Origin of the sequence: Paenibacillus pinihumi DSM 23905 = JCM 16419 (assembly GCF_000422505.1) — a bacterium.
GTDB lineage: Bacteria > Bacillota > Bacilli > Paenibacillales > Paenibacillaceae > Paenibacillus_D > Paenibacillus_D pinihumi.
Window position 1 is genome coordinate 139,185 of record NZ_KE383864.1, and the last position, 25,493, is coordinate 164,677.

General features: G+C 51.1%; 23 protein-coding genes and 1 other annotated feature. Of the genes, 4 read left to right on the top strand and 19 right to left on the bottom strand.

Annotation, left to right across the window (positions count from 1 at the left end):
* Nucleotides 1-231: 231 nt before the first annotated feature.
* The 10 genes from H583_RS0114580 to H583_RS0114625 form a co-directional block, all read right to left on the bottom strand.
* On the bottom strand, nucleotides 232-1,434 hold the full coding sequence (locus H583_RS0114580; protein ID WP_028561085.1) for a glycosyltransferase family 2 protein: 1,203 nt from the start codon (nucleotides 1,432-1,434) through the stop codon (nucleotides 232-234).
* 283 nt (nucleotides 1,435-1,717) lie between these two features.
* Nucleotides 1,718-2,740 carry an ABC transporter substrate-binding protein gene (locus H583_RS0114585; protein ID WP_036709757.1) on the bottom strand — a complete coding sequence of 341 codons (1,023 nt, stop codon included), beginning with the start codon at nucleotides 2,738-2,740 and terminating at the stop codon, nucleotides 1,718-1,720.
* 316 nt (nucleotides 2,741-3,056) lie between these two features.
* Nucleotides 3,057-4,238, bottom strand: coding sequence for an acyl-CoA dehydrogenase family protein (locus tag H583_RS0114590; protein ID WP_028561087.1), 1,182 nt, complete (start codon nucleotides 4,236-4,238; stop codon nucleotides 3,057-3,059).
* Nucleotides 4,231-5,616, bottom strand: coding sequence for an LLM class flavin-dependent oxidoreductase (locus H583_RS0114595; RefSeq protein ID WP_028561088.1), 1,386 nt, complete (start codon nucleotides 5,614-5,616; stop codon nucleotides 4,231-4,233). The genes H583_RS0114590 and H583_RS0114595 overlap by 8 nt, the downstream gene beginning before the upstream one ends.
* Nucleotides 5,617-5,636: 20 nt before the next feature.
* Entirely contained in the window at nucleotides 5,637-6,641 is a 1,005-nt protein-coding gene (locus tag H583_RS33060; RefSeq protein WP_036709760.1) for an ABC transporter permease, read from the bottom strand.
* On the bottom strand, nucleotides 6,634-7,632 hold the full coding sequence (locus tag H583_RS0114605) for an ABC transporter permease (protein WP_028561089.1): 999 nt from the start codon (nucleotides 7,630-7,632) through the stop codon (nucleotides 6,634-6,636). Before H583_RS0114605 ends, H583_RS33060 begins: the two co-directional genes overlap by 8 nt.
* A complete protein-coding gene (locus tag H583_RS33065; protein ID WP_036709763.1) occupies nucleotides 7,629-9,137 on the bottom strand; it encodes a sugar ABC transporter ATP-binding protein in 1,509 nt (502 codons plus the stop codon). Before H583_RS33065 ends, H583_RS0114605 begins: the two co-directional genes overlap by 4 nt.
* Before the next feature lie 21 nt (nucleotides 9,138-9,158).
* On the bottom strand, nucleotides 9,159-10,376 hold the full coding sequence (locus H583_RS33070; RefSeq protein WP_245585920.1) for a sugar ABC transporter substrate-binding protein: 1,218 nt from the start codon (nucleotides 10,374-10,376) through the stop codon (nucleotides 9,159-9,161).
* A gap of 90 nt (nucleotides 10,377-10,466) precedes the next feature.
* Nucleotides 10,467-11,606, bottom strand: a complete 1,140-nt coding sequence (ssuD, locus tag H583_RS0114620) for an FMNH2-dependent alkanesulfonate monooxygenase (RefSeq protein WP_028561090.1) — start codon at nucleotides 11,604-11,606, stop codon at nucleotides 10,467-10,469.
* Nucleotides 11,607-11,656: 50 nt separating this feature from the next.
* Nucleotides 11,657-13,114: a 4-hydroxyphenylacetate 3-hydroxylase family protein gene (locus tag H583_RS0114625; protein WP_028561091.1), complete on the bottom strand. Its 1,458-nt coding sequence runs from the start codon at nucleotides 13,112-13,114 to the stop codon at nucleotides 11,657-11,659.
* A gap of 277 nt (nucleotides 13,115-13,391) precedes the next feature.
* Between H583_RS0114625 and H583_RS0114630 the strand changes: the two genes are divergently transcribed.
* Nucleotides 13,392-14,009, top strand: coding sequence for a TetR/AcrR family transcriptional regulator (locus tag H583_RS0114630; RefSeq protein ID WP_028561092.1), 618 nt, complete (start codon nucleotides 13,392-13,394; stop codon nucleotides 14,007-14,009).
* An 84-nt stretch (nucleotides 14,010-14,093) separates the two neighbouring features.
* On the opposite strand, the gene H583_RS33075 is transcribed toward H583_RS0114630, so the two are convergent.
* The 5 genes from H583_RS33075 to H583_RS0114655 all read right to left on the bottom strand — a co-directional run bounded on the left by H583_RS33075 (nucleotide 14,094) and on the right by H583_RS0114655 (nucleotide 17,310).
* The gene (locus H583_RS33075) at nucleotides 14,094-14,942 is read right to left on the bottom strand and encodes an alpha/beta hydrolase family protein (protein ID WP_036709766.1); all 849 of its coding nucleotides are present in this window, start codon (nucleotides 14,940-14,942) and stop codon (nucleotides 14,094-14,096) included.
* Between the two features lie 184 nt (nucleotides 14,943-15,126).
* On the bottom strand, nucleotides 15,127-15,819 hold the full coding sequence (locus H583_RS0114640) for a metal-dependent hydrolase (RefSeq protein WP_028561093.1): 693 nt from the start codon (nucleotides 15,817-15,819) through the stop codon (nucleotides 15,127-15,129).
* A gap of 155 nt (nucleotides 15,820-15,974) precedes the next feature.
* On the bottom strand, nucleotides 15,975-16,580 hold the full coding sequence (locus H583_RS0114645; protein ID WP_028561094.1) for a hypothetical protein: 606 nt from the start codon (nucleotides 16,578-16,580) through the stop codon (nucleotides 15,975-15,977).
* 71 nt (nucleotides 16,581-16,651) lie between these two features.
* Entirely contained in the window at nucleotides 16,652-17,002 is a 351-nt protein-coding gene (locus H583_RS0114650) for a DUF1904 family protein (protein ID WP_245585945.1), read from the bottom strand.
* A 14-nt stretch (nucleotides 17,003-17,016) separates the two neighbouring features.
* Nucleotides 17,017-17,310, bottom strand: a complete 294-nt coding sequence (locus H583_RS0114655; protein WP_245585921.1) for a DUF6509 family protein — start codon at nucleotides 17,308-17,310, stop codon at nucleotides 17,017-17,019.
* A 212-nt stretch (nucleotides 17,311-17,522) separates the two neighbouring features.
* Nucleotides 17,523-17,761, top strand: a binding site (T-box leader).
* A 99-nt stretch (nucleotides 17,762-17,860) separates the two neighbouring features.
* On the opposite strand from H583_RS0114655, the gene argS reads away from it, so the two are divergent.
* Both argS and H583_RS0114665 read left to right on the top strand, forming a co-directional pair.
* Nucleotides 17,861-19,570, top strand: coding sequence for an arginine--tRNA ligase (gene argS, locus H583_RS0114660; RefSeq protein ID WP_028561097.1), 1,710 nt, complete (start codon nucleotides 17,861-17,863; stop codon nucleotides 19,568-19,570).
* Between the two features lie 345 nt (nucleotides 19,571-19,915).
* A complete protein-coding gene (locus tag H583_RS0114665) occupies nucleotides 19,916-21,322 on the top strand; it encodes an MATE family efflux transporter (RefSeq protein ID WP_028561098.1) in 1,407 nt (468 codons plus the stop codon).
* A 191-nt stretch (nucleotides 21,323-21,513) separates the two neighbouring features.
* Here H583_RS0114665 and H583_RS0114670 read toward each other — a convergent pair whose 3' ends face one another.
* The 4 genes from H583_RS0114670 to H583_RS0114685 form a co-directional block, all read right to left on the bottom strand.
* On the bottom strand, nucleotides 21,514-22,167 hold the full coding sequence (locus H583_RS0114670) for a phosphatase PAP2 family protein (RefSeq protein ID WP_028561099.1): 654 nt from the start codon (nucleotides 22,165-22,167) through the stop codon (nucleotides 21,514-21,516).
* Nucleotides 22,168-22,301: 134 nt separating this feature from the next.
* On the bottom strand, nucleotides 22,302-23,654 hold the full coding sequence (locus H583_RS0114675; protein ID WP_028561100.1) for an Nramp family divalent metal transporter: 1,353 nt from the start codon (nucleotides 23,652-23,654) through the stop codon (nucleotides 22,302-22,304).
* Nucleotides 23,655-23,738: 84 nt separating this feature from the next.
* On the bottom strand, nucleotides 23,739-24,482 hold the full coding sequence (locus H583_RS0114680) for a polysaccharide deacetylase family protein (RefSeq protein ID WP_028561101.1): 744 nt from the start codon (nucleotides 24,480-24,482) through the stop codon (nucleotides 23,739-23,741).
* A gap of 132 nt (nucleotides 24,483-24,614) precedes the next feature.
* Nucleotides 24,615-24,821: a DUF1657 domain-containing protein gene (locus H583_RS0114685; RefSeq protein ID WP_028561102.1), complete on the bottom strand. Its 207-nt coding sequence runs from the start codon at nucleotides 24,819-24,821 to the stop codon at nucleotides 24,615-24,617.
* A gap of 189 nt (nucleotides 24,822-25,010) precedes the next feature.
* On the opposite strand from H583_RS0114685, the gene spoVAC reads away from it, so the two are divergent.
* Entirely contained in the window at nucleotides 25,011-25,493 is a 483-nt protein-coding gene (spoVAC, locus tag H583_RS0114695) for a stage V sporulation protein AC (protein WP_028561103.1), read from the top strand.

Consider the following 25,493-nt stretch of genomic DNA (forward strand, 5'->3'; position numbering starts at 1 on the left):
TTTTGACTTCTTTTTTCCAACTGCTTCCTGAACATCCATTTGACGATGCGACATACACGAAAGTTCAACATTTTATGAGCTGATTTCCCACATTATGACTTTGGCTGCATTAAAATAAAAAGAGCCAAGAGTGTCTGCCGATAATCATGCAGATCGTTCTCCAGGCTCTTTCATGCTTCGGTTTAAATCTATAACCCATTTGTGATTTCCTGCCTGCCGGGGGTTTCCGCCCTAATGGTAAGTCCGCCCTTTCCAGCGGTATCCCGAGCCAAATGCTGCCGCCCGCCACGATTCCAGGCCTATGGCAATTAATGCTGCAGCACAAAGCGGCATCAGCAAAGCCCGCCATATCGGCTGGCCGCACCAGTGATTAATGCGCGCCTTTAACAGCACACCCAACGTACATAGACTGGCTGCGGGCAGCCATAGCTCAGGATGAAATACCGCCCAAGGCAGCGTCAGCCACGGCAGTACATAGAGCAGGAAGTAGAGGGAGAGTACAAACGTCAACAACGTGAAGCTGCGTCCAACTCCGGCGTAAATATTCTTTTTGTATCCATTCCAGACCTCTGCCGCATCCTTATACATGCGCATCTCAACCTCTTCCCCGATATGGAGGAGTTCCACCGGCTCACCAATCCGCTTGACCGCACGGGCCAGAGAGATATCATCGACCAGATTGTCCTTGAATGCCGCATGTCCGCCCAGCCTGCTATAGGTTCCGCTCTCAATCAGCATAAAACCGCCATGCGCCGCGACAAAGCGCGGGTCTGTGGTGTGTCGGACCAAGCGGATCGGCAGATGGCACGCTATCGTAAACAGCATCATCGGCACAACCAGCTTTTCGAGCCATGTACCTGTTATCTGGCGCGGAAAGCCTGTCAGGAGTCCTCGCTGCTGCTCCGCCGCTGCGCACGCAACTTTCGCCAGCGCGTCCGGGGAGAGACGGGCGTCAGCATCGAGAAACAGCCACCATTCACCTTGGGCCTGCAGCGAGAGCTGGTGGCAGGCATGCGACTTGCCCATCCATCCCGGCGGCAACTCCTCTCCTTGGATTTCCCGAATTCTGCTGTCTCTGTCTGCCAGCATCGCAATGCGGGTGGAGGTGCCATCTGATGAGCGGTCATTCAAGATGAGGATCTCCCGGAACGGAAATTCATTAGCCAGAACTGATTCCAGGCAAGGACCGATATTCTCTTCCTCATTCCGGGCAGGGATCAGAATGGACAGGCGAATCGCTTGTTCGGCTGCACCGGATGACCATCCCGGATTTCCGTCTGCCTGGGTTTGTCCAGCATTGGAGGGATGGCCTCTTTCGGCTTTCGCATCGCATATACTAAACTGCGACAGCCGTCTCATTTGCGGCAAATTCCACAGTACAAAAAGAGTCTGGAAAACCATCACTAAAAGCAGCACCCAGAGCAGATTTTCCACCCTCGCGCCTCCCCTGCTTCGATTTGTATACACCATACGGAATAAGCGTTTGCCGTACTGCAATCATGAGAATCCGGCCCGCAGTGAGAAAGTCCGGAGCGAAATGGATCATGAAATGAAATGTAGTGTAATGGAATCCAAACAAAACCTGGCATAATGAAATTCCATATCGTCTAATGTGCTTTCTATTATAGTTTGGAAAAATTTTCATGTCAAAAACATCCCTCCAATAATAAAAAGGACCGCAGCCACGTATTGTGGTACGGCCATTTCAATTGGCAGCTTATTTCTGTTCACTATTTTCCTCATGCCGCTTCGTCAGCATATCGGCAATCAAATCGATTTGTCCCATAACCGCAATCGGATCATAGCGGTAGTAGGTATCAAAGTCATTGAAGAATACCCGGTTATTTTTGACCGCCGACAGCCCGTTCCATACTGCGGAATCCTGAATCATCTTGCGGGCTTGTCCCTTGTTGTCGGGATCATAGGTCGTTATAAACATATAATCCGGCGCATAGTCAGGCAGCGCTTCAAGCGAGAGCTTGAGCGTCTGATCCTCTTTGCTGTTTTGGTGCGGCATTTTGTAGCCCAGGGCATTGTATACAGCTTGTCCGCCGCGTCCTGCGTTGTCCCCGAAAATCCACAAGTCTCCCGGCTCGACCAGTTCAAACAGACCGAATGTCGCGTTCTCATCGACGATGCCTTTCAGCCTTGCTCGCCCTTCCGCTGCCTTCTGGTCAAACTTTGCCATAAAGTCTTGCGCTTTGTCCGGCGCTCCAACAATGTCTCCAAACAGCTTCACTGTGTCTTGAATGTTTGTTGCTGTTCCAAAAGGAATATGCAGCGTTGGCGCAATTTTGGACAAGGCTTCATAGCTTTCATCGTACATGACGACGATCAAGTCCGGCTTCAGCTCCAGCGTCTTCTCTACATTAATCGGCGCTCCGACATCCTTCGCCTCTTTGAGCAGGTCCTTCAGGAAAGGATTTTTGAAGGTGCTTGGCTCAACACCAACAACATTCGCTCCGACTGCCAGCAGCTCACCCCCGTAATAGTCGGTTACAATCCGCTTCGGATGAGCCGGAATTTGTACATCGCCCTTGCCAGTCTTATAGGTGCGGAACTCCTCGGACTCTGACTTGCTGTTGTTGGCTGCCTGTTGTCCCGCTTGATCGGCAGTATTGCCTTCAGCAGGCGTATTGACTGATGGAGATGCGCCCTTCCCTCCGCAAGCGGCAAGCAGCACAGACAGCATCATCAACAATATAATAGCTGTATAAAAAGATTTCTTTCTGAACGTCATAACTTTTCTAGCCCTCCTGTGATCCATCTGTCATTAATTTTAATGTGAATTTGATTCATTAAATGAAAATGCGAATCATTATCAATAGAAAATATAGCAGAATGGATAGGGGCTGTCAATGCATTTAGACCTGAAAATCACACTCAATTGAAATGCCGGGAAACCTTTAGAAGGTGCCGGGGTAATTAAATCAAAATATACTTCTATATAGAAGCGTCTTATCCAGATAGACATTATATGCTTGGAAGCTGATTCATTTGGAAAAAGCGAACACTATGCTGCCAGAGCAATGTTCGCTTCTTTCGTCTTTTAACGCTCATGAATACAATGAAGGCTTCGGAATCTCATCGTTCAATACCCAGTCCCCGACATTGCGCAGCTTGTATACGGTCGGGTTATGGAGAGTATGGGTGCGCACATTGCGCCAAAACCGGTCAAAGCCGTAGCGGGAAGCCGTCGAACGCGCGCCTGTCACTTCCAAAATGCCGCCCGTAATCGCCAATGCTGTCTTGGCAGCAAAAGCATTTGCTGTCGCAACCGTGACCGCCGCCTCCCCGCGTTCGGCTTCTGTCAGCGCAAATTCCTTTGCCCACAGCTCATCCAGCTCAAGAGCTGCCTGCTCCACCAACAGCACAGCCGCCTTAAGATCTGTCCAAAATTCACCGTATTGCTGGAGAATGTAAGGATCGAGCGAAGCCTTGTCTACATTGGAAGAAATCCACGGCCGGGATTGGGTCAGCGTATATTGCTTCGCCTCGGCCAATGCCCCCTCTGCGCTTCCGGCAAAAATATTGGCTAATATCGACTGGGACAAGATCGGGTCGATCGTGGAAAATGCAAACGGTCGGCGTGACTCCACATCCAAAATTTCAGCCTCGGCGACCTGCACCTGTTCGAAGCTCACGGTCCCGCTGCCCGTCTGACGCTGGCCGAAGCTGTCCCAATCCTCATGAATGCGGATACCATCGCGTGAGGATGGGATTGCCCCAACCAAAAATTCACCCGTCTTATCGTCGTTCCAGGAGACCAGCAGCATGTCTGAATCCGTAGAGCCGGAGCTGAAGCCTTTCCTGCCGGACAGCACAGCGCCTTCCGCCGTCTTGCGGCCGATTACGTTACGGTCGAGCGGGTTTGAGGAATTGCCCCAGAACCAGTTGTTTCTGACTGTCTCCCTGTAATAGAACCGCTGCTGCTCCAGCGAGCCCTTGTAATGCGCCTGCACAACCATAAAATAATGATAGCCCAGGACGTGGGCCAGCGATGCATCCGACTTGGCGAGCTCCCGAACGATGCGCAGCGCCACCGACCACGGCTGGTTGTCCCCGCCATATTGCGAAGGAATAATCAGCTTGAGCAGTCCGCTCTCACGGATCAGATCACGCTGGCGCTTCGGTGTTCCCCCTGCCTTGTCGCGCTCCACAGCGTCCTTGGCAAATTCAGCGGCCAATTCCTCTGCCTTGCGCAAATAGATATCCGCCGCCTGTGTCTCCTTACCCATTGGCTTGTCCCTCCCTGATCTTTCGATATCCGGCAGCCGGATGCGGATTTGCCAGACGCGCGCCTGACCCGAACAGCTTCTCCCGGTAGGTTCCGTCCTCATATTCACGCTTCAATACGCCACGCTCCTGCAAAATCGGCACAACCAGTTCCACAAAGTCCTTGAACGTTCCCGGCGTTGTGGCATAGGCGATGTTAAAGCCATCCACACCCGTCTCCTCCATCCAGGCCTGCATCAGGTCCGCCACTTCCTCTGGAGAGCCCACCGCAACCGGGCCCAAACCTCCGATTCCGACGAGCGTAATAATCTCGCGGATTGTCCAGCGCTTGGACGGGTTTGCTACAGTAAAGCCTTCCATGACGGATTTGACTGCATTCGTCTCGATATATTCCACAGCCTGTTCCGGATCATAGGCCGAGAAATCAATTCCCGTCCAGCCGCTGAGCAGGGCAAGCGCCCCTTCATAGCTGACATGGCTGGAAAAATAGTCGAATTTCTGCCGCGCCTCCTCCCCGGTCGGGGCGACAATAGGCGTATACAGGCTGAATACTTTTACCCCTTTCGGGTCACGTCCCTGAAGCTGTACCTGCTCCCGCAGCTGCCGGACATAACGCGCCGTAATCTCCGTATTCGAGAACGAAATAAATGTGCACTCCGCATGTCTGGCGGCAAAGGCGCGTCCGGTAGAAGAAGCTCCTGCCTGGTAGAGGACAGGCGTACGCTGCGCGGACGGCTCGCTCAGATGAATGCCTGGAACGCGGTAATACTTGCCGTAATGGCGAATTTCATGCACCTTGTCCGGATCGGTGAACTGCCGCTTCGCGCGGTCTTTGACTACCGCGTCATCCTCCCAGCTGCCCTCCCAAAGCTTATAACATACTTCCATATATTCTTCAGCCGATTCGTATCGCTCATGGTGCTTAAGCTGCTCATCGAGGCCGAGATTTTTGGCTGCACTGTCGAGATAGGACGTCACAATGTTCCAGGCCACTCTCCCTTTGGTCAGATGATCCAGCGTGGACATTTTTCTGGCGAATGAATACGGGTGCTCATACGTCGTCGAGCTGGTCACCCCAAACCCCAGATGCTGTGTCGCATATGCCATAGCGGAAATAAGGAGGACCGGATCATTGACCGGCACCTGTGCCGCTTCGCGGATACAGGCTGTTTTATCATTTTGGTAGACATCATAGATGCCGAGCACATCCGCCAGGAACAGCCCGTCAAATCTCCCCTGCTCCAGCAGCTTGGCCAGCTCTACCCAGTAATCCAAATCCTTGTATGTGTCTGCACGGTCCCCTGGCAATGTCCACAGTCCCGGGGACTGATGCACAACACAGTTCATGTCGAAGGCATTCAAGTACATCCTTTTGCCCATTTGCTCTCACCCTTTCTTGTTCACGCCGCCTTCGTCTTGGCCGGGCGAAGTCTCCTCCTGGCCGCAGCGGAATCCAGATACAAAATCAAAAAGATCAGCACGCCCCGTGCCACACTCTGCCAGTAAAAATTAATGCCGGATAAGTTCAGTCCATTCGCTACAATTCCGAAAAACAAAACACCGATCAGAGTGCCCGGAATATTGGCATGGCCCTGCCGGTTCAAGGAGCTGCCGATAAATACCGCACCGATGGCATCCAGCAAATAGTAACGGCCGCTGAGCGGAACGAACGACGTCAGGACAGAAGAGCCGATAATACCGGCCAGCGCACAAATTCCTCCGCTTAACAGGAAAGCGTAGAACGTATATTTATGAACCGGCACGCCTGATAAAGCTGCCGCTTCCTTCTGGTCACCAAGCGCATAGAGCTGACGGCCGAACACTGTCCGGCTCAGCAAAAAATGCGCAGCGAGCGCAACCGCGATTGCAACAAGGATCGAAAATTTGAAATCGATTCGTCCTCCGTCATCTCCTCCGACTACAAACAAACTGCCACGGCCCAAAAATTGAAACCACTCGCCGGCGCCCGGCAAATAGAGCGGTTCCCCGCCCCGGGTCATAATTTTCTCGATGCTCTCGCCGATAAATAAGGTCCCGAGCGTGACGAGGAACGGTGTCATTTTCACCTTGACGATCAGCAGGCTGTTGAAGAAGCCGACCAGCACGCCTGCACCGATTGCGATCAGCACAGCAGGCAGCCAGTTCATGCCGGACTTCATCAGCAGTACGGCCGTCATCGCGCCGATATCAAAGGAAACGGCAATGGACAGGTCAATGCCGCCGGAGGCGATGACAAATGTAAGGCCAACAGCAACTATAGCAAGAACAGCCGACTGGCTTAAAATATTGGACAGATTGCCCATCGACAGAAATGCCGGTGAGACAATAGCAAATATTACGATGACAGCCAGCAGTGCAAACAAGGTGCTGTACCTTGTCAAATCCGGGCCGATAAGCTTAGACATGCCGCATCACCTTCCTTTGCTGCGTTGTGGTAATCGATACGGCCCCCAGAATAAGAACGCCTTTGATAGCAAAAACCCAGTAGGTCGGAACATTAATTAACGTAAACCCGTTGGACAGCATCCCGACAAACAATGCGCTGAGCACCGTTCCGGCTATATTGGGCTGTGCAAGTCGGCTGAATATAGCGCTCATAAGCCCGGCCAGCAGAACATCCAGCAGCATAAGATCACCGACTCCAGGCACAGTGCCCGACAAGCGGGAGACAATAATGAGGCTGGCCGCAGCTGCTGTTATCGACCCGATAATATAAGTCAAAGCGACAACAAAATGGACCGGAATGCCCGCTGCCCGTGCTGCATCGGGATTGCCCCCCGCCGCATACATCCAGTTGCCCAGCACCGTACGGTGAAAGAGCAGATAAACTGCCGCACCGGACACTGCAAACATCCAGACCGCAACCGGAATGCCGAACAAGGCGCCATTAGCCACTGCCTTCAGGAAAGGATCGGAAATGCTGATGACCGTGTTTTTCGTAATCAGCAGTTGAACGCCCTGCAAAATATACATCATGGAAAGCGTCCCGAGCAGTGGAATAAATCCCAGCTTGACGACCGAGAATGCATTGATTGCTCCAACCAAAATACTTGCTGCAAGCGCAGTGCCTATTGCAACCCATACCGGATATCCGCTTGCAACCATGAAGGACGTGACCGCCGCATTAAGCGCCATATTATTCGCAAGGGACAAGTCAATTCCGCCTCGTACCACATGACTGCCGCCCCCGACAATGATGGCGGTCATGCCGCAGGCGATGATGCCAAGAGCGCTGGACTGGAGCAAAATGTTTTTCACATTTTGAAGTGTCAAAAAGGCTGGCGATCGAGCCGCGAAATACAAGGCTACCAAAATAAAGATCAGGTATCCGCTGTATTTGAAGATAAAGGAGGACAGCACGCCGACAGGTTGATTTTTGCGGATTTGCGGGTTCATTCGCTTCTGCCCCCCATCATGCTGACCATCAGCTCGTCTGCTGTCACGTTATGCCCGTCAAGCTCGTCAATCACTTCTCCCCGGTACATGACCATAATCCGGTTGCTCAGTCCCGCCAGTTCTTGCAGATCCTGCGTCACGAGCAACACCCCCGCCCCTTGCCGGATTAGGCTGTTGATCAGCGCATATATTTCCGCTTTGGCTCCTACATCGACCGCTGCCGTCGGCTGATTCATAATATAGAGCCTGGCTCCGCTGTTCAGCCATTTGGCGAATACAACCTTCTGCTGGTTGCCCCCGCTCAGATTGGATACCGCTGTCTCCGACCCTGGTGTCCGGATTCCCAGACGTTCAATCAAAGAAGAGACCTTGCCCTGCTCCTGTTTCCGGCGGATGACACCCAGGCTGCTGATACCGGACAAGCCCGCGAGCGTAATATTTTCCCGGACGGACATCGTTCCGATAATGCTCTGCCTGCGCCGGTCTTCAGGCATATACCCGATCCCGGCGGCTGCAGCCTTCTGCGGGCGGAGCTTCGATATCACGCGCCCTTCAAATTCAATGCTTCCTGCGGTAATGCCGTCCCCGTCAAACAATGACTGCGCCAGCTCCGAATGCCCGGAGCCCATAAGCCCCGTAACTCCGACGATTTCCCCGCTGCGGACTTGCAAGCTCACCCCGCGGAATTGTGACCGGTGGGTCAGCCCCTTGACTGTCAGCAGCGGATCACCATACTGGCTGTTTTTAGCCGGGAACTGTTCCTCCAGACTCCTGCCGGCCATCCGGAATACAATGTCCTCCACCTGCAGGCCATCCGTATCCAGGGTGTCGATTCTGGCCCCATTGCGGAAGACCGTAATTCTGTCGCACAGCTCCACGACTTCCCCCAGGTAGTGGGAAATATAGATCATGCTGATGCCCTTGCTGCTCAGATCGCGGATAATGCGGAACAACTGGTCGGCCTCGCGCCGGGCAAGCACGGATGTTGGCTCATCGAATACAATAATTTTCGGCTGATGGAGCAGTGCCCGGCATATTTGAACAAGCTGCTGCTCGCCTACAGTCAGCTCGCTAATCAGCCGATTTCCCTGAAGATTTAAGCCCAGCTTGTCCTTCAGAACGGCTTCCGCCTGTCTTTCCAGCTGGCGCCGGTTTATGAATTTGAATGGCGAGAATGAAGGCTCCATACCTAGAAATAACGACTCGGCCACTGTCAGGAACGGCACAATCTGCCGCTCCTGATGAATAAAATGAATCCCCAGCTTCTCAACCAGTCTTGTTGTCAAGCGCCCCTGCACGTGTCCTTCAAGCCGGATTTCCCCGCTATCCTGGCTGTAGATGCCAGCTAATATCTTCATTAATGTTGATTTGCCTGCGCCGTTCTCACCGACCAGTCCGTGAATTTCACCCCGGCGAAGCTGGAAATCGACCTGATTCAGCGCCAGGACACCGGGAAATCCCTTGTGAATGCCTGACATCTCCAAAATGAAGTCTTCATTTCCCAATCCGGCTCACTCCCCTCTCGCCTACGAACCCCCGGCGGTCAGCTTTTTGCGTATTTCCTCAACGTTATCCTTGGTAACGATGAACGGCTCCAAATAGACCGTCTTCGGAATCTTCTCTCCCGCCAGATAGCGGGCTGCTGTGTCCACAGCCGCTTGACCCAATTTGTATGGCTCCTGCGCGACATCCAGGGTGAAGGAGCTTTTTGGATCGGCTACCAGATCAAGCGCAGCCGGCTCGGCATCCACACCGTAGACTTTAATATCGCTTCGTCCCGCAGCGTCAATTGCCTGGGCTGCACCGATCTGCGGAATATCCCAGCACGCCCACACCGCTTTCAAATCGCCTTTTTTCGGATATTTAACGAGCAGATCCTGAATTTTCTTGCGCGCATCCTCGATGGTCCCCGGGATGACATCCTGCAGCTCGGGCTCAATAAATTCCACTTTCGGATAGTCCTTGGCGACGTACTTCATCTGGTCATAGCGGATGCGGCAGGCCTGTACACCGTAAAAACCGTTGAACACCGCAACCTTCCCTTCCCCGTCGATATCCTCGAACATATGCCGGGCAAGGGATGAACCGATATAGTAATTGTCCGACATATGGTTCGTAATACTGAATTCGCTCGGATGGTCGATCGTGAATAGCGGAATATTGGCGGCCTTGACCTTCTCCAGCGCATTTGCGAATACTTTCGTATCGCCCAGATGCTTAATAATGGCATCAGGCTTTTGTGTAATCAGATTCTCAATATCGGCAATCGCCTTCTGGTCATTCCGCTCGCCGTCAGCCGCAATGACTGTCCCGCCCAGTTCCTTGATCCGGTCGATCTGCCCCTGATAGGCCTGGCGGTCATTATTATCCTGAGTGCCAATAACAGAAATTCCGATCGTTTTACCTGCCAATGATGGCACAGGAAGACCATCTACAACACCTTTTAACCCTGAATCCGAAGCCGGTGCTCCCCCCGCCTGATCTGTGTTTGCTGCTGTGGCTGTGACCCCGCCGCCTGCTTCTGCCGTACCGGTTGCTGCCGGACTTCCATTTCCAGCTCCGCCCCCGTTTGTCGTACATGCCGATAATAACGCCGTCATCAGGATGATTAGGCTCATTAATAACGCCTTTGCTCTTGCTGCTTTATACATGTCATGCTCCCTGCCTTCTTTACGTGAATGGTGTGCCGGATGATGATCATCCTTGGGCGGCCGATTGCAAGCTTCTGTGCTGTCGGTATTCAAAAAAAGCCGCCCCTAATCCGCCGCATGCTCCTTGGCGGCATCAAATGAACAGCTCCGGTTGCCGGTCGCCTGTATGCAATTGATGATTGTTCACTTTCCTTTATGAACCGGAATATTGTTGCCCGCGATCATCTCGCCGAACGGGCTGATAAACGCCGGATCGGAAACTTTGTCCGATGGTGCAAGCGGGAGCTTCGGAAATAGCAGCTCTGCTGTCCGGTACGCTTCCTCCAGATGCGGGTAGCCCGACAAAATGAATGTCTCAATGCCCAGTGCTGCGTATTCCTTCATTCGTGCCGCCACATTGTCAGGATTGCCAACCAGAGCTGTACCCGCTCCACCACGGACAAGGCCAATGCCTGCCCACAGATTGGGGCTGATTTCAAGCTTCGACCGGTCGCCCTTATGAAGCTCGGACATCCGTCTTTGTCCTTCGGAATCCATTCTGGCAAATATCTTCTGCGCCGATAGAATCGTCTCCTCATCCAGGTGGGCGATCAGCTCATCTGCCGCCTGCCACGCTTCTTCCTCCGTCGGCCGGACGATAACATGCAGGCGGATACCGAACTTCAGCTTGCGGTCCTTCTGCGCAGCCAGCTTGCGCATACGCTCGATTTTCTCCCCGACCTGATCCGGCGGTTCCCCCCACGTCAGATACACATCAATATGCTCGGCTGCAACATCCTGTGCCGCCTCCGATGATCCGCCGAAATACAATGGAGGATACGGCTTCTGAATCGTCGGGTACAACACGGTTCCGCCTTCGACTTTCAGATGTTTCCCTGTGAAATCCACCTGTTCTCCGGAAAGTTCCCTGCGCCAGATGGTCAGGAATTCATCCGTTAACTCATAGCGCTCATCATGCGTGAGGAACAAGCCGTCTCCGGCGAGCTCGACCGGATCACCTCCGGCAACAACGTTAATGAGCAGTCTTCCCTTCGAAAACCGGTCCAGTGTGGCTGCCATTCTCGCTGCAATGGTCGGGGTTGTGAGGCCCGGGCGGACAGCGACCAGAAACTTCAACCTCTCCGTCACCGGCACGAGCGTAGAAGCTACGATCCAGGCATCTTCGCATGATTTTCCTGTAGGCAGCAGAACCCCGCTAAAGCCCAATTCATCCGCCGCCTGGGCAATTTGCCTGCAGTAGCTGTAGCTGACCGAGCGCGCGCCTTCCCTTGTTCCCAAATAACGTCCGTCCCCGTGAGTCGGAATAAACCAAAACAATTCCATATGCTTCCCCTCTTTTCAGCAGGTCTTGTCAGAACCGCTCAGATTTCATATTATTTAACGGCTATCGGGCCGCTCTTGCTCGTCTCCTTCAGCAGCTTCCAGATCGGATCGATCAGGCGTTCCTTGTCAAACTCAACATATTGGCTCGCATAAGCCCGTACCGGATCACCTGCATAAAACCGTTCGTACAGCTCATGCCGGGAACCGAGCGGACTGCCTACCAGATCCCAGGCCAGCTTGAGCAACTGCACCTTCTTCTCAGCACTTACTGCTGCGCCTTCAAAGTAGAGATGCATCAGCTTCGATATCGGCCCGTAGAAGTCCTCCATCCCCGAAGGCGCCTGAACGAAGCCGCCTCCGCCCACCTGCTGCAAAATCTCAATCGCCCGCGGATAAAATTTAGTCCCGATGTTGCGGGCGGTATGGATGTAGGACAGCTCCGGTACGTACACGCCGGATTCATCATGCTTGCCCTGTGTCTCCGAGGCAATAATCAGCGCCTTGATAATGTCAATCTGCCCGATCATCTCTCCCAGCTTCTCTTGAACATGGAGGAAGCCGGTCACGCCGATTGATTCCGCCATCGCCATCGACACCCCTGTGACGAATTCCAGCTTTGCGACGAAGCGGACGACATTTTGATGGAACGCAAGCGCATTGGCCGTCTGATTCGCCCGGAGCGCGAGCACCTTCTCCGAGTCCCCATACAGCAGCACCCGTTCCCATGGGATAAGGACATCATCAAAGAACAGAACCGCATCCATCTCATCATATTTGGCACTGAGCGGATGATTATGCTCCCGGCTGTCGGCGAAGGACTCCCGGCATACAATGTGCAGGCCAGGCGAATTCGCCGGTACGATGAGCACATGCGCATGATTTGCATCCTTGGCATCGAACTTCAGGAACGAGAAGATGATGAAGTCATGCGTGTAAGGCGCGCCGGTGGCAATCATTTTCGCCCCTCTCACCACGATGCCGTCTTCTGTCTCCCGCACAACATGCAGGAAGCGCTCGGCGATGCGGCTGTCATCCAGATTGCTGGAACGGTCGATTTGCGGATCAATAATTGCCGTCGTCAAGAACAAATCCTGGTCTCTGGCCTGCTCATAGTAAGCGGAAATTTTGCTCTCGAAATTCGGATCGAGTGCCTTGAGCTGTCCCCGTGCGGCATACCAGCCGGTAATAATGGATCTTGCATAGTCCGATAACCGACTCATCATGCCATGCGTTTCGTTCGACCAGCAGCTGAACGACCTGCTTCGGCGGGCGAGCTCTTCCTGTGTATGCGGAACAAGAAAGGAGCTGTGAGCATAATGTTCCCGGCCCTCGACCTTGAACCCGACCGTCTCTCTCAGTACCGGATCATCGAGCGTATCGAACAGCCCGCTTATCGTATCCAATGTTCCCTTAAAAGCCGGATGTCCGGCAATATGCTCCACCTTTTTTCCTTCGAGCCATACACTGCGCCCGTCATTCAAACTGCGGAGAAACGATGCTCCTCTCAAAAGTGTAAAACCTCCCTCGCAAAACCAATTCAATTAATTCCGATTGATTTTGTATAATTTATTTATTATCATAGCTATTAATCTAGCGGATGCAACAATCAATATTTCTTATTTTGCCGTTTAACCAACAGATTTCAGGCCAAATGTCTGATTTCCGGGACATAATCATACGTTAGGATTTCAGGTGTAGGCTGACAAATCGGTACTATCAAATTTTTATTTTGTTGCTTATCCGACAATTTTGATCAAAATGATGGATTAATAGGAGGGAATCAAAATGACGGCATCCAACATGCCAGCCGACCGGCGGGTCCGCCGCACCCAGCAAATGATCACGGAAGCTTTCTTGTCTCTCTGCAAGGAAAAGGAATATAAGGATATTATTATCCGGGATATTACGGAGCGGGCGAATGTGAACCGTTCCACCTTTTACGCCCATTATGTGGATAAGGAGGAGCTGCTGCAAAAGATCGTGGATGAGAAATTGTCGGTGCTCAGCGAGCTGTCGGGGAATTACACGGATGCATACCGCCCTGATTTTGATGCGCCGGATCCTTACTTTGTTGCCCTCTTTGAGCATTTGGCTGCTCATGAAGTGTTCTATCGTGTGATGCTGGGCAAAATGCCGTCTTCCTTCTATACCTCCAAAATGCTGGGAGTCATCCGGGACAGCTTCTATGCGCGCATTTCCAATATCGGCAAAGAGCAGAAGCTGCTGATTCCGCTGGATATTCTGTTGGACTACACAAGCTACTCGGCTCAGGGCATCATCGAAAAATGGCTGTCACAAAATATGATGTATTCCCCGCATTATATGGCTCTGCAGCTTACCCGGCTTTCTCTGCTCGGTGTATATTCCTCTATGGGTCTGCATGGAGAGCGTAACGGAGCGTAATGGGTGCATAAAAGAAAAGACCACTTGTGCTCATCAATCAGCATAAGTGGTCTTTAGAGCTTCATTGCATCATAAGCGATCTGGTCATGAAATGTTGCCAACAGCCTTGAGCGTCGTCCCGATTGCCGCATCCAGCGCAGCCGTCGTCCCCTGGTACGGATGCTTCGCGCCGAAAGTATGGTCTCCGTCCGCAATGGTTATCCATTCAATGTCCGCTCTGCGACGAACCAGTTGCTCCGAACCATGAATGAGCCTGCGGTAATCCTGCTCTCCCTGAACGAGCACCAGCGGCACCTTCAGTTCTGTGATCCGCTCCACAATATTAAAACGCTCCCTGTTCTGCTCCAAATCCTCAGCGATAACCCGCTCCAGCGGCATCTGCTGGCCGGTTCTGGCATTGCGGATATGCGCAATGCCCTGCTCACGCATAGCCTGCAGCTCTGCTTCGCCGAACATGTCCTCGAACCGGACGGAGCCATTCCAGGCAATAACGGCTTGAACCGAATCCGGGTGGTCGAGCGCCCATAGAATTGCCTCTCCGCCACCGCGGCTGTGCCCCAGGAGAATAAGGCGTGCGGCCGCTGGTTGCCGGCCTTGAACCGGCAAGCTTCCCGTCTTAATCTGTTCCAGCAGGCTGCCCAGATCCTCCAGGTCTCCGGTGAACGTCTGGCGTCCGAATTTCTCCAGCTCATCAAATTCATTCAACGACTCCCCGACACCATTGCGGGAGAGATTGAACCGGATGACATCATAATCCACTGCCAGCCGTTCGGACACAGAAGGAAACATTCCCCAGTCCTTAAACCCTTTAAAACCATGAATAATGACAATTGTCCCCTGCGGCTGTCCGGAAGCGGCATAATGAAGATTGCCGCGGATAATCCTTGTTTCTGCCGAATCTGCCGTAAATTGAAATGAAGCCTCAGTTTCCATAACAATTAACCCTCCCCATATTTTTAGTAAGCACAAGCGGCTGCCAGAGCAGCAGCAGCAGCGTACCTTCATGCGAATACTCGGCCCATCACGACCGATACGTCTGCCAGCTGTTGCAAAGGGATGTTCAGTTGATACAAAAAACAGCCCCTTCTGCACTTGCATAAGGGGCTTGCAATAAATATTACAGGGTAAACGACTCGCCCGGCTGGACGACCTTCCCGTTCAGACCATTCTCCGTCAGCTTGTCCACATAAAGCTGGCCATCCTGCTTGAGCAAATCAAACGTATTGTAATGCACCGGAACCGTCAGCTTTGCATTCAGCCATTTGGCTGCAATCAAAGCATCCTCCGGTCCCATCGTATAATTGTCGCCGATCGGCAAGAACGCCAGATCAATGTTGTTCAGCTCACCGTACATTTTCATGTCCCCGAACAACGCCGTATCGCCTGCATGATAGATTGTCTTGCCTTCAATCGTCAGCAGCAAGCCGCTCGGCATGCCCATGTACATAATGTTCTTTTCCTGATCAAGTGTTACCCCGGAGCTATGGAAGGCCTGCGTCAGCTTAACACGGCCAAATTCAAACTCCCGCGCTCCACCCAGGTTCATCCCTTGCGTCTTCACGCCCTGCCAGCTGAAATAATTCGCCAGCTCCACCATGGTCACAATGGTGGCGTCGTTATTTTTGGCAATTGCCGCCGCATCCCCAATATGGTCTTCATGCGCATGCGTCAAGAGCACATACTGGACCTTAATGTCCTCCACTTTGACTTTTGCCAGCGGGTTATGGGTAATGAAAGGGTCAATAATAATCGACTGGCCGCCTGTCGTAATCTGTACGCTCGAATGTCCGTGAAATATAATTTCCAAGATACAACCTCCTACGAATAACAGGATGATTCGGGGATCGGACAACTGCGCAATTCCCGTTACTTCCTATTGTAACGAATCTGCTCCCCCGGTTCAAATCTGTTCTGCCGGCATGTTGTAGCCGGCCGGAATTTTGACTTCGAAAACTAACGCCCGGCTTATTCTTTTTCACCCCGTACCTCGAAGGCTATCTCCGCAGAAATACGGTAGCGGTCATTTTGTAATTCCTCCTGCCCGGAGATATTAAAATCGGCTTCCACCTTCACTGCATAGCTTCCCTCAGGGAAGCCTTCCTGCTCCAGAAATTCCTTTATGAACGCCTCTTGTTCCGGGCTTGGGCGGATAATAACCGTTTGCTTGGCATAACGCTCCGATGTCCATTGTCCCTGTTTCAGCACTGTACGAATTAACGGCTGGTCCATTTCATAACCGAGTCCGATTGCTCTTGTCTGTTCTTGGATTAGAAAAGTAAACGGCGAAGCGGCATGCTCGATCAATACCGCTTCTTCGTTTCCCGCATATTTCAGCCGGGCCTCCAGCTCCACTTCCTCACCAGGGCGATAGGCTTTCTTGGCGGACATGACCTGAAGGGTAAATTCTCCACGGGTTGCCTCGCTGATCACAGCTTCTGTTTGTTTATAATCTTCAAAGTGCCGTGCAGGCTGAATGACCGGTTTCTCCATGTCGTTCAAGACGGCCTTGCTTTGACAGCCGCCAACAAACAGCATCGTCAGAATGAAAGACGCTGCAAGCAACCTGTTCAATTCACTCTACTCCCCTTCTTCCGTTTAAGCTATATAACGGAAAAATAAGGAAAGAAGTTGCAGCTGTTCATTTACTCCGCACAAGAAACACCATTTATGTAATATCCGTCCTCTTGATACACCTTGAAGGCAATTTCCAGCTCCTGTATCCCTGCTGCCTGGATATGGCTCGTAATCGTTCTGGCCAGCACGTCGCGAACTTCCCTGCCCCGCTCGAACCAGGCAACCTCGATAAACGGGTATACGCCAGTGACGCCTTCTTCCCCAATTGCTGTAACCTGAAGGCAATCAATAGTAAAATTATCGGTCCCGCAACCGCATACCTGTGCCATCTCCTGCAGCAAAGGCTTGCTGATCACAGCCAGCACATCCTTATCAATACCGCGCACCGTTAATTGAGGCAACCCGATCTCCCCTTTCACTTGATTCAATCGACTTATTCATCTGCTTCCTTATAATGATTCGCGCAGAATGCTTCAGCCTCGGCCAGCTCGTCATCTTCCAGATCATAATCCAGGAAACGGTTCGTCGTCCGCTCGTACAGCTCATGTTTGACAATACGGCCTCCGCTCTCTTCAACTACATACACAGCCTTAACATAGATGCCGTGCGGAGAGTAAAGCTCGTCCTCTTCATCCAGCTCCAAATCCAGCAAAAACTCATATCGCTTTCCGCTTAAAATGCGAAACGGGTCCTTGACCAGCTCGACTTGATATTCTGTAATATTCAAATTCCTCATCCTTTCAATTGCCATTTGCTCTTGTACGCCTGAAGACGACCTGGGCAAAGTGTTTGCGTTCTTGGATTTTAGCACTACGTTCTCAAACATGCCAGTTTAATTTTAATTTCAACCTGCAATTGTTGTTATTTAGTTCAAATTATGGTAATCTACCCTTTAACAAGTTTAACCAATTTATCTGGTACCAACCTAAGCATATAACATGAAAATTAATGAACGGAACAGTACTCCATGACCAGCAGTCCAAGCGAGCCGGGTTGGTGAGAGCCGGTACATGTCTCATGGAGGAATCGCATCCGGGAAATGGTTTGCAGAAACCCTGTTAATGGTGCGTAGGCAAATCCGGTTAACGGCCGTTATTCTGTATCAAGTTGATCGGATACGAAAGTATTCGATACTTAGAGTGGCACCGCGGGAACCTGTAAAGGCTCTCGTCTCTGATTTCAAGAGACGAGAGCCTTTTTGCTGTATCTTTTCATCAGCCATTTGATTGACAGACTCAAAGAGCTTTACATTAAGAATTTTAGGAGGAATACCAGCTATGGACCAAATTAAAACTCTTGTAGCCAGAGAAGTCGCAAATCTGCTTAAAGCTCCTGCAGCAGAACTGTTGCAGTGGCTGGAGTATCCGCCCAACCCGGATATGGGTGATCTTTCCCTCCCCTGCTTCAAGCTAAGCAAGACGCTGCGGATGTCTCCGCAAGCAATTGCCGATGATCTTAAGGAGCGTCTTCAACTTCCGGAGGTCGAACAATGCGAGTCAGCAGGCGGCTACCTGAATATCTTCTTCCATAGAGCTATATTTTCCAGCAAGGTAACGACTATGATTCTTAACCAGGGGGAACATTACGGCGCTCGAAATGATGGGGCTGGTCAAACAGTTGTGTTCGATTTCTCATCTCCGAATATTGCCAAGCCTTTTCATATTGCCCATCTGCGCTCCACTGTGATTGGAAATGCACTGTACCGTATCCATTCCTTTCTGGGCTATACATGCATTGGAATCAACCATCTGGGCGACTGGGGCACCCAGTTTGGCAAGCTGATTACTGCCTATCACCATTGGGGCAGCGCAGAGAAAGTTGACAGCGGGGGTATTGATGAGCTGCTGCGGCTGTACGTGCATTTTCACGATCAAGCAGAGTATGACTTCACATTAGAGGACCAGGCGCGAGCCTGGTTTGTCAAGATGGAACAAGGCGACCAAGAAGCTCTGCGGTTATGGCGCTGGTTCGTAGACATTAGCTTGAAGGAATTCAACCGTATCTATGAGCTGCTTAATGTACAGTTTGATCACTATACGGGTGAAAGTTTCTACAATGACAAGCTGGCTGCTATTGTCAGCCGCTTGAAGGACAAGGGACTGCTGGAGGAAGACAAGGGCGCATGGCTAATCCGGCTGGATAAATACGATATGCCCCCTGCGTTAATTCTAAAACAGGATGGCAGCTCTCTGTATCATACCCGCGATATCGCCGCGGCGATTTACAGAAAAGAAACGTACAGCTTCAACAAAGCGATCTACATCACCGATTATGCGCAAAACCTTCATTTTGGACAGTGCTTCAAAATTATCGGGCTGCTCGGCTATGAATGGGCGAATGAACTGAACCACGTAGCGTTTGGAAGGGTCAGTATTGATGGCGCTGGACTGTCTACACGAAAAGGCAAGGTCATCAAGCTTGAGGATGTGCTGGAACAAGCCATCTCGAAGGTAAAAACGATCATAGAAAAAAGAAATCCCGGACTTGAGAATATCGATGAAGTAGCAAGACAGGTCGGTGTAGGCGCGATTATCTTCAATGACTTGAGTGCAAACCGAATCAAGGATATTTCATTCTCCTGGGAGGAAACGCTCAACTTTGACGGTGAAACGGGTCCCTACGTGCAGTATGCGCATGCCCGGGCTTGCAGTGTTCTCACCAAAGCAACCAGGTACAAAGATAACGTGCAAGCCCCCGGTCGTCAACCAACTGAGCATCTTGGGGACGACGACTCCTATGAATTGGTGAAGCTGCTCTCACTTTTCCCTGAACAGACACGGTTAGCCATGCAGAAACTGGAGCCGTCCATTATCAGCCGATACTTGATTGATGTCGCCCAGGCATTTAGCCGCTTCTATCATGAATGCCCCATTATCACTGCAGATGCTCCCGTCCGGCAGGCACGGATTGCCCTGGTGCATTGCGTGAAAATCACCCTGCGCAACGGACTGAATCTGATCGGCCTTCAAGCGCCGGAAAAAATTTAACCTCTTTAAGACCAGCTGACCACAAGCTGCATTTTATTTGCTTGTGGTCAGCCCCAATTATTCGGAAACCTCATCCTTCCGTATGGCACCGGACCCTCTAAACATCATCAAATCACTTTCATTTCATATAATGTATTATTAATCATTTAATTACAATTTTTATTTATATATCAGCCTTTTTTTCGGATTTTTAGCTTATTTTCAACACTTTTATTACATATATTTTACTTTTATTATTAACTTTTGGAATGAAAATATTTTTGATGCAAACTCTTCATTTCTGTGCTACGATACGTCTTGGTCCAAGACTTGCAACATGAATGAAGAAAGAAGGATTAATTGAAAATGAAAGCCGCACAACAACAACCAGAGACCAACAAATCTGGCCAAAAAGGGAAAGAACTCCATCTGTTCTACCTGACCTGGCCGATTTTTCTCGAAATATTCCTGTTTATGCTGATGGGTATTGCAGATACGTTCATGCTCAGCGAAATATCGGATAATGCGGTATCCGGCGTCGGGGCAGCGAATCAGTACCTGCATATTGCCATTCTTATCCTTGAGGTCATCGGCAATGGTGCTTCCATTGTCGTCGCCCAATATATCGGATCGCGCAAGTTTTTTGAAGCATCGCGAATATCCGCGCTTGCCGTATCACTCAACCTGATCGTCGGTCTCGTTATCAGCGCAGGCTTTGTCGCCATGGGCGGGCAAATGCTCGCTGCACTTAACCTTCAGGGTGAAATATTAGAGTACGCCAAGAGCTACCTGGCCATTGTCGGAGGCGGGATCTTCCTGCAAGCCATTATCAACTCACTGGCAGCCATTATTCGTGTACACGGATATACAAAGGAAGCCATGTATGTGTCACTCGGCATGAACATTATTCACATTATCGGGAACTATGCTTTAATTTTCGGGCATTTCGGCATGCCTCAGCTCGGGGCTCAGGGTGCGGCGATTTCATCCGTACTTAGTCGTGCCGTTGCTATTATCGTCTTTTTCTGGGTGCTGTACCGCATTATGGAGGTACGGATTGAGTTTAAGCACTATTTTTCCTTATCCAAAGCGTACATCTCCAAAATTTTGAAGATCGGCATTCCGTCTGCATTGGAGCAAGTCATGTATCAGTCCTGTCAGATTATGTTCCTGTTCTATGCGACCTTCTTAGGAGAAGCGTCGATGGCAGCCAGACAGTACGCGGCCAATATCTCCATGTTTATCTATCTGTTTGCCTTCGCGATCGGGATGGGTACATCGATTATCGTCGGCAGGATGGTCGGAGCTGGACGTCCGGAGGTCGCTTATCAGCGGGTTTGGAAAAGCGCGCGTTCAGCCAGCATCGCTACGCTTGTGATGGTCGCGGTCATTATTACTTTCCGGGAACCCCTGATGTCCATCTTCACAAATGATCCGGAAGTAATTCGTCTTGGCGCAAACGTCCTGCTGCTCAGCATTGTGCTGGAGACGGGACGCACGATCAATATCATTATTGTCAATGCGCTGCGAGCTTCCGGAGATGCGAAGTTCCCGCTATGGATCGGGATGTTCACAATGGTCGGCATGAGCGTTCCGCTCGGCTACCTGTTCGTCTTCAAGCTCGATATGGGGCTGGCAGGTATCTGGCTTGCTATCGCCTCCGACGAGTGGCTTCGGGCCATAATTATGTCTCTGCGCTGGCGCAGCCGCTCCTGGGAAAAGCACGCGCTTGTTAAGCCGGACATGGGCGAGGCGGCCATTCCGTCACATTAAGCAACATGCATATGAATGCTAACAGCCGTACAAGGCGGGCAATCACATTTGTACGGCTTTTTTTGCCAAGAGCTATCCAAGGCCGACAAACTGTATCTGGTGGATGACGCCCATATCTATCCAACATTAATATTATGAACAAAAAGAACAGCTTTCCTTAACCGTCAGACGATCAGGGAAAGCTGTTCTTTTTACCTGCTGTATTCGTACGGTTTGGTACGGGTATAACTCCGGTAAACCCAAATACCCGCAGCGAGCCAGCATCCGCTTGCCAGCAAACCGCCGACAATATCGCTTGGATAATGGACACCGAGATAAATCCGGCTGATCCCCATCATAATAATGAGGGCCACACTCGCTGTAATTAAAGCAATTCGCCCCCACAACACGGGAATATGCTTCCAGAGCAGGTAGGTCAAAATGCCATACAAACTAAAAGCCCCCATCGTATGCCCGCTCGGAAAGCTGTATCCTGTCTCCTCAACAATCCGGTAAATTGTCGGGCGCTCCCTTAAAAATGCCGCCTTTAGCACCATATTCAGCAGCGCCGAGCCCCCGGTTGCGAATACAAACAAAATCAGTTCTTTCCGGTGATGCAAAATGACGCCCATCAGCAGCATGGCAGCGACAGCAATCATAATGACCGGCTTGGTCGAGCCGATAAATCCGAGCGCAACCATCACACGGGTCAGACCAGGGGATTCCATGCCCTGAAAGAAATGAATGAAGATATCGTCGAACGACTTCACCCGGTCAGCACCGACGAGATAAGCAACAAGCCCAAAACCCGCTGCACATAGCAGGCCAATCAACAATACGCCCGATAATCGGGTTCCCAGCTTCATATTTTTGCAAACTCCTAAGTTAAAAGATTTGATACCGAACATTCCTCGCTCTTGGCAAAAACACAACGTCTTCATACCATTGGCGTCATGCCTTCGTATCTATAATCAAGCAGACGTCATGCCTCATTCCGTAATTACCCCAGCTCATGCCCGGTCATTAGAATGTAGGCGACAAGGAAGATATTCAGGCCGACAATTACAGCTGTAGACAGCCAAGCTAAAATTTTCACAGGACGGGAATTAACAAACTGCCCCATCTTGCTTTTACTGCTTGTAAACATAACCAGCGGAATAACCGCGAATGGAAGCTGCAAACTGAGCACAACCTGGCTCCACAACAGCAGCTCTCCAAGTCCCTTGGAGCCGGCTACCCAAGTGACGATAAAAGCCGGAACCACAGCGACAAGACGGGTAATCACCCTTCTGAGCCATGGCGGGATGCGAAACTGGATGAACCCCTCCATGACAATCTGCCCGGCAAGTGTGCCGGTTATTGTCGAGTTCTGGCCGGAGGCCAGCAGCGCAACAGCAAACAATGTGCTGGCAATGCCGATACCAAGCGCCGGACTGAGCATCTGATACGCGCCTTCAATCTCGGACACCTCCAGCCCCCGTCCGTAAAAGGCAGCGGCGCCAACGATCAGAATTGCGGAATTAATCACAAAAGCAATGGTAAGCGAGCCGACGGAATCCAATATGGAAAACTTAACGGCCTCCCGCCGGCCAGCCTCGCTGCGGTCATAGCGGCGTGTCTGGACAATAGATGAGTGCAAATATAAATTATGCGGCATAACCGTCGCCCCCAGAATGCCAAGCGCAATAAACAGCATTGCCGGATTCGTGACAATTTCCGGACTTGGCATATACCCGGCCAGCAGCTCTGACCACTGCGGCCTCGAAGCAATCACTTCAAAGATAAAAATACCGAAGATCGTCGCCATCAGGACGATGACAATCGATTCCAGCACCCGGAACCCTTTTTTCTGCAGCAGCAATAACAGCATAACGTCCACTGTTGTAACAGCAATGCCAACCAGGAGCGGCATGCCAAACAGCAAATTGAGCGCAATCGCGGACCCGATAACCTCAGCCAAATCCGTCGCCATTATGGCAAGCTCGGCAAGTATCCATAGGATAACTGCCCAATGCTTGCTGATGCCGTCTCTGGTCGCCTGGGCTAAATCCCGTCCTGTCGCAATGCCAAGCTTCGCAGCCAGCCCCTGAAGCAGCATGGCGATTAAATTCGAGATGAGAATAACGGACAGCAGCGTGTAGCCATACCTGCTGCCTCCTGCGATCGATGTCGCCCAGTTGCCGGGGTCTACATAGCCGACTGCAATTAGCGCGCCCGGTCCGGAGAAGGCGAAAAACTTCCTCCAGAAGCCGGCTCCCGCGGGGATTGAAACCGTGTTGTTAACCTCCTCCAGGCTGTTTCTCTCGCCTTGGCTCAACCAGCCGGAAGAATGCTTAGACGATGATGTTGTCATCCCAGTTCCTTCTTTCCTTGACATGCCGATTATGTAAGCGGCCAACTGGCCTTTGCAGGCTGTCAAGGCTTGCAAAGGTCAGTATTATTTCATGGAGGGAACCATATTTTTGGCGCCGGATAACAGCTCTGATACCGTTACGAATTCATAGCCCCTATTGTTGAGCTCGGGCAAAATTTTCTCCAGCGCTTTAACCGTTTGGCTTTGGCCGCTTACGTAGTCGTGTAGCAATATAATATCCCCGTTGTGAACATTCTTCAATACTTTATTTACAATATAGCCCACCCCCGGCCTGGACCAGTCCCGTGTATCCTGATGCCAGGACCACATAATCGTCTTTAGTCCCTCCTGCCGCGCGATGCGGAGAACAGCCTCGTCAAACATGCCTCCGGGGGGTCTGAACAACGTTGGCCTCTGGCCGGTTACAGTATAAATGACCTCCTGTGTCTTGGCAATCTCATTGTGTATGCGCTCTGCTGTAAATGAATTGTTGAAAAAGTGATGCGTAAAGGTATGATTGGCGATCTCATGCCCCTCCTCCATCTCCCGTCTCAGCAAATCCGTGTGCTTGCCTGCTTTGCTTCCGATAACAAAGAAGGTCGCCCTGGCATGATGCTGTTTCAACAAATCCAGTATGCGTGGTGTATCCTTGGGATCTGGACCGTCATCGAAGGTCAGGGCGATTACCTTTTTCTTGCCTGGAACCTCCCAAACGACTTCGCCACGCGCCTCATAATAATCCCGGTTTTTCCTCGGAGCGGCCGACGCCTCCGCTGTGCAAGAGAGCCCAAGCAGCATAAGGGCAACCATAATCTTTATGCTTCTCATATTTACTCCTCTCTGGAACATACAAGTTGTAACGGCAGGATCGCCGTCTTTATGATCATAATTAATGGATATCGGGAGTGATAAAAAGGAGCCCCTGGCTGGCAGGACAGCTCCTTCTTAGTGGAAAAAACCTTAAAATCCTTTGTATTGCGGTTCCTCGTTCTCAAGCTGTTGAACTCTGGCCGCAACCTGGTCAACGATTTGCTGTGTTTGCTCTGCAGCATTCGTAAACAGTGTTTTTGCCTCTTGGTTTTGAGTGCTAAGCGCAAATTGCTCCAGGCTCGCTTGAGCGCTTTTTAATGAAGCGACACAGGTTTTCACTTGGCTTGCAACGGTCATGGTTCATCCCTCTTTATCGTTTTATTTGCCAGTAATCTTTGGCGACTCATCTATCATTCCTCGCTTTGCGCCAGCCAAAACAGGAAATTTATTGAATTTCATTTTGTAAATGCAGATCTGCAAATTCATAAATTTGACCAGCGGTGGAATAATGACAGCAATCAAAAACAATATCTGCGAGGAATGGATATGGCAAATAACAAACTGAAAAAGCTGACTCCTGTCCAACAGGAATATCAGCGGATGGCACTGGCCAAGCAGCCCAAGCGTAAAACCTTGCGAAACGTCCTTCGCGCCTTTTTGACGGGCGGGCTGATCTGTGTTTTAGGACAAGCGATAACCAATGCTTTCGTTCATTGGGGCGGCATGGATAAAGTGAAGGCTGGCAATCCTACTGTAGCTGTCTTGATTCTCATCTCGGTCATACTGACGAGTCTGGGGTTATATGACAAAATCGGGCAATGGGCCGGGGCCGGATCTGCCGTTCCGGTCACAGGTTTTGCCAATTCAATGGCTTCTGCTGCCATTGAACACAGAAGTGAAGGGCTTGTTCTGGGTACAGGCGCCAATATGTTCGAGCTGGCAGGCTCGGTCATTGTATTTGGAACTGTTGCTGCCTTCATTATCGGGAATATTCATATGGTGATCAAACTGGCAATGGGAGGCGGATGA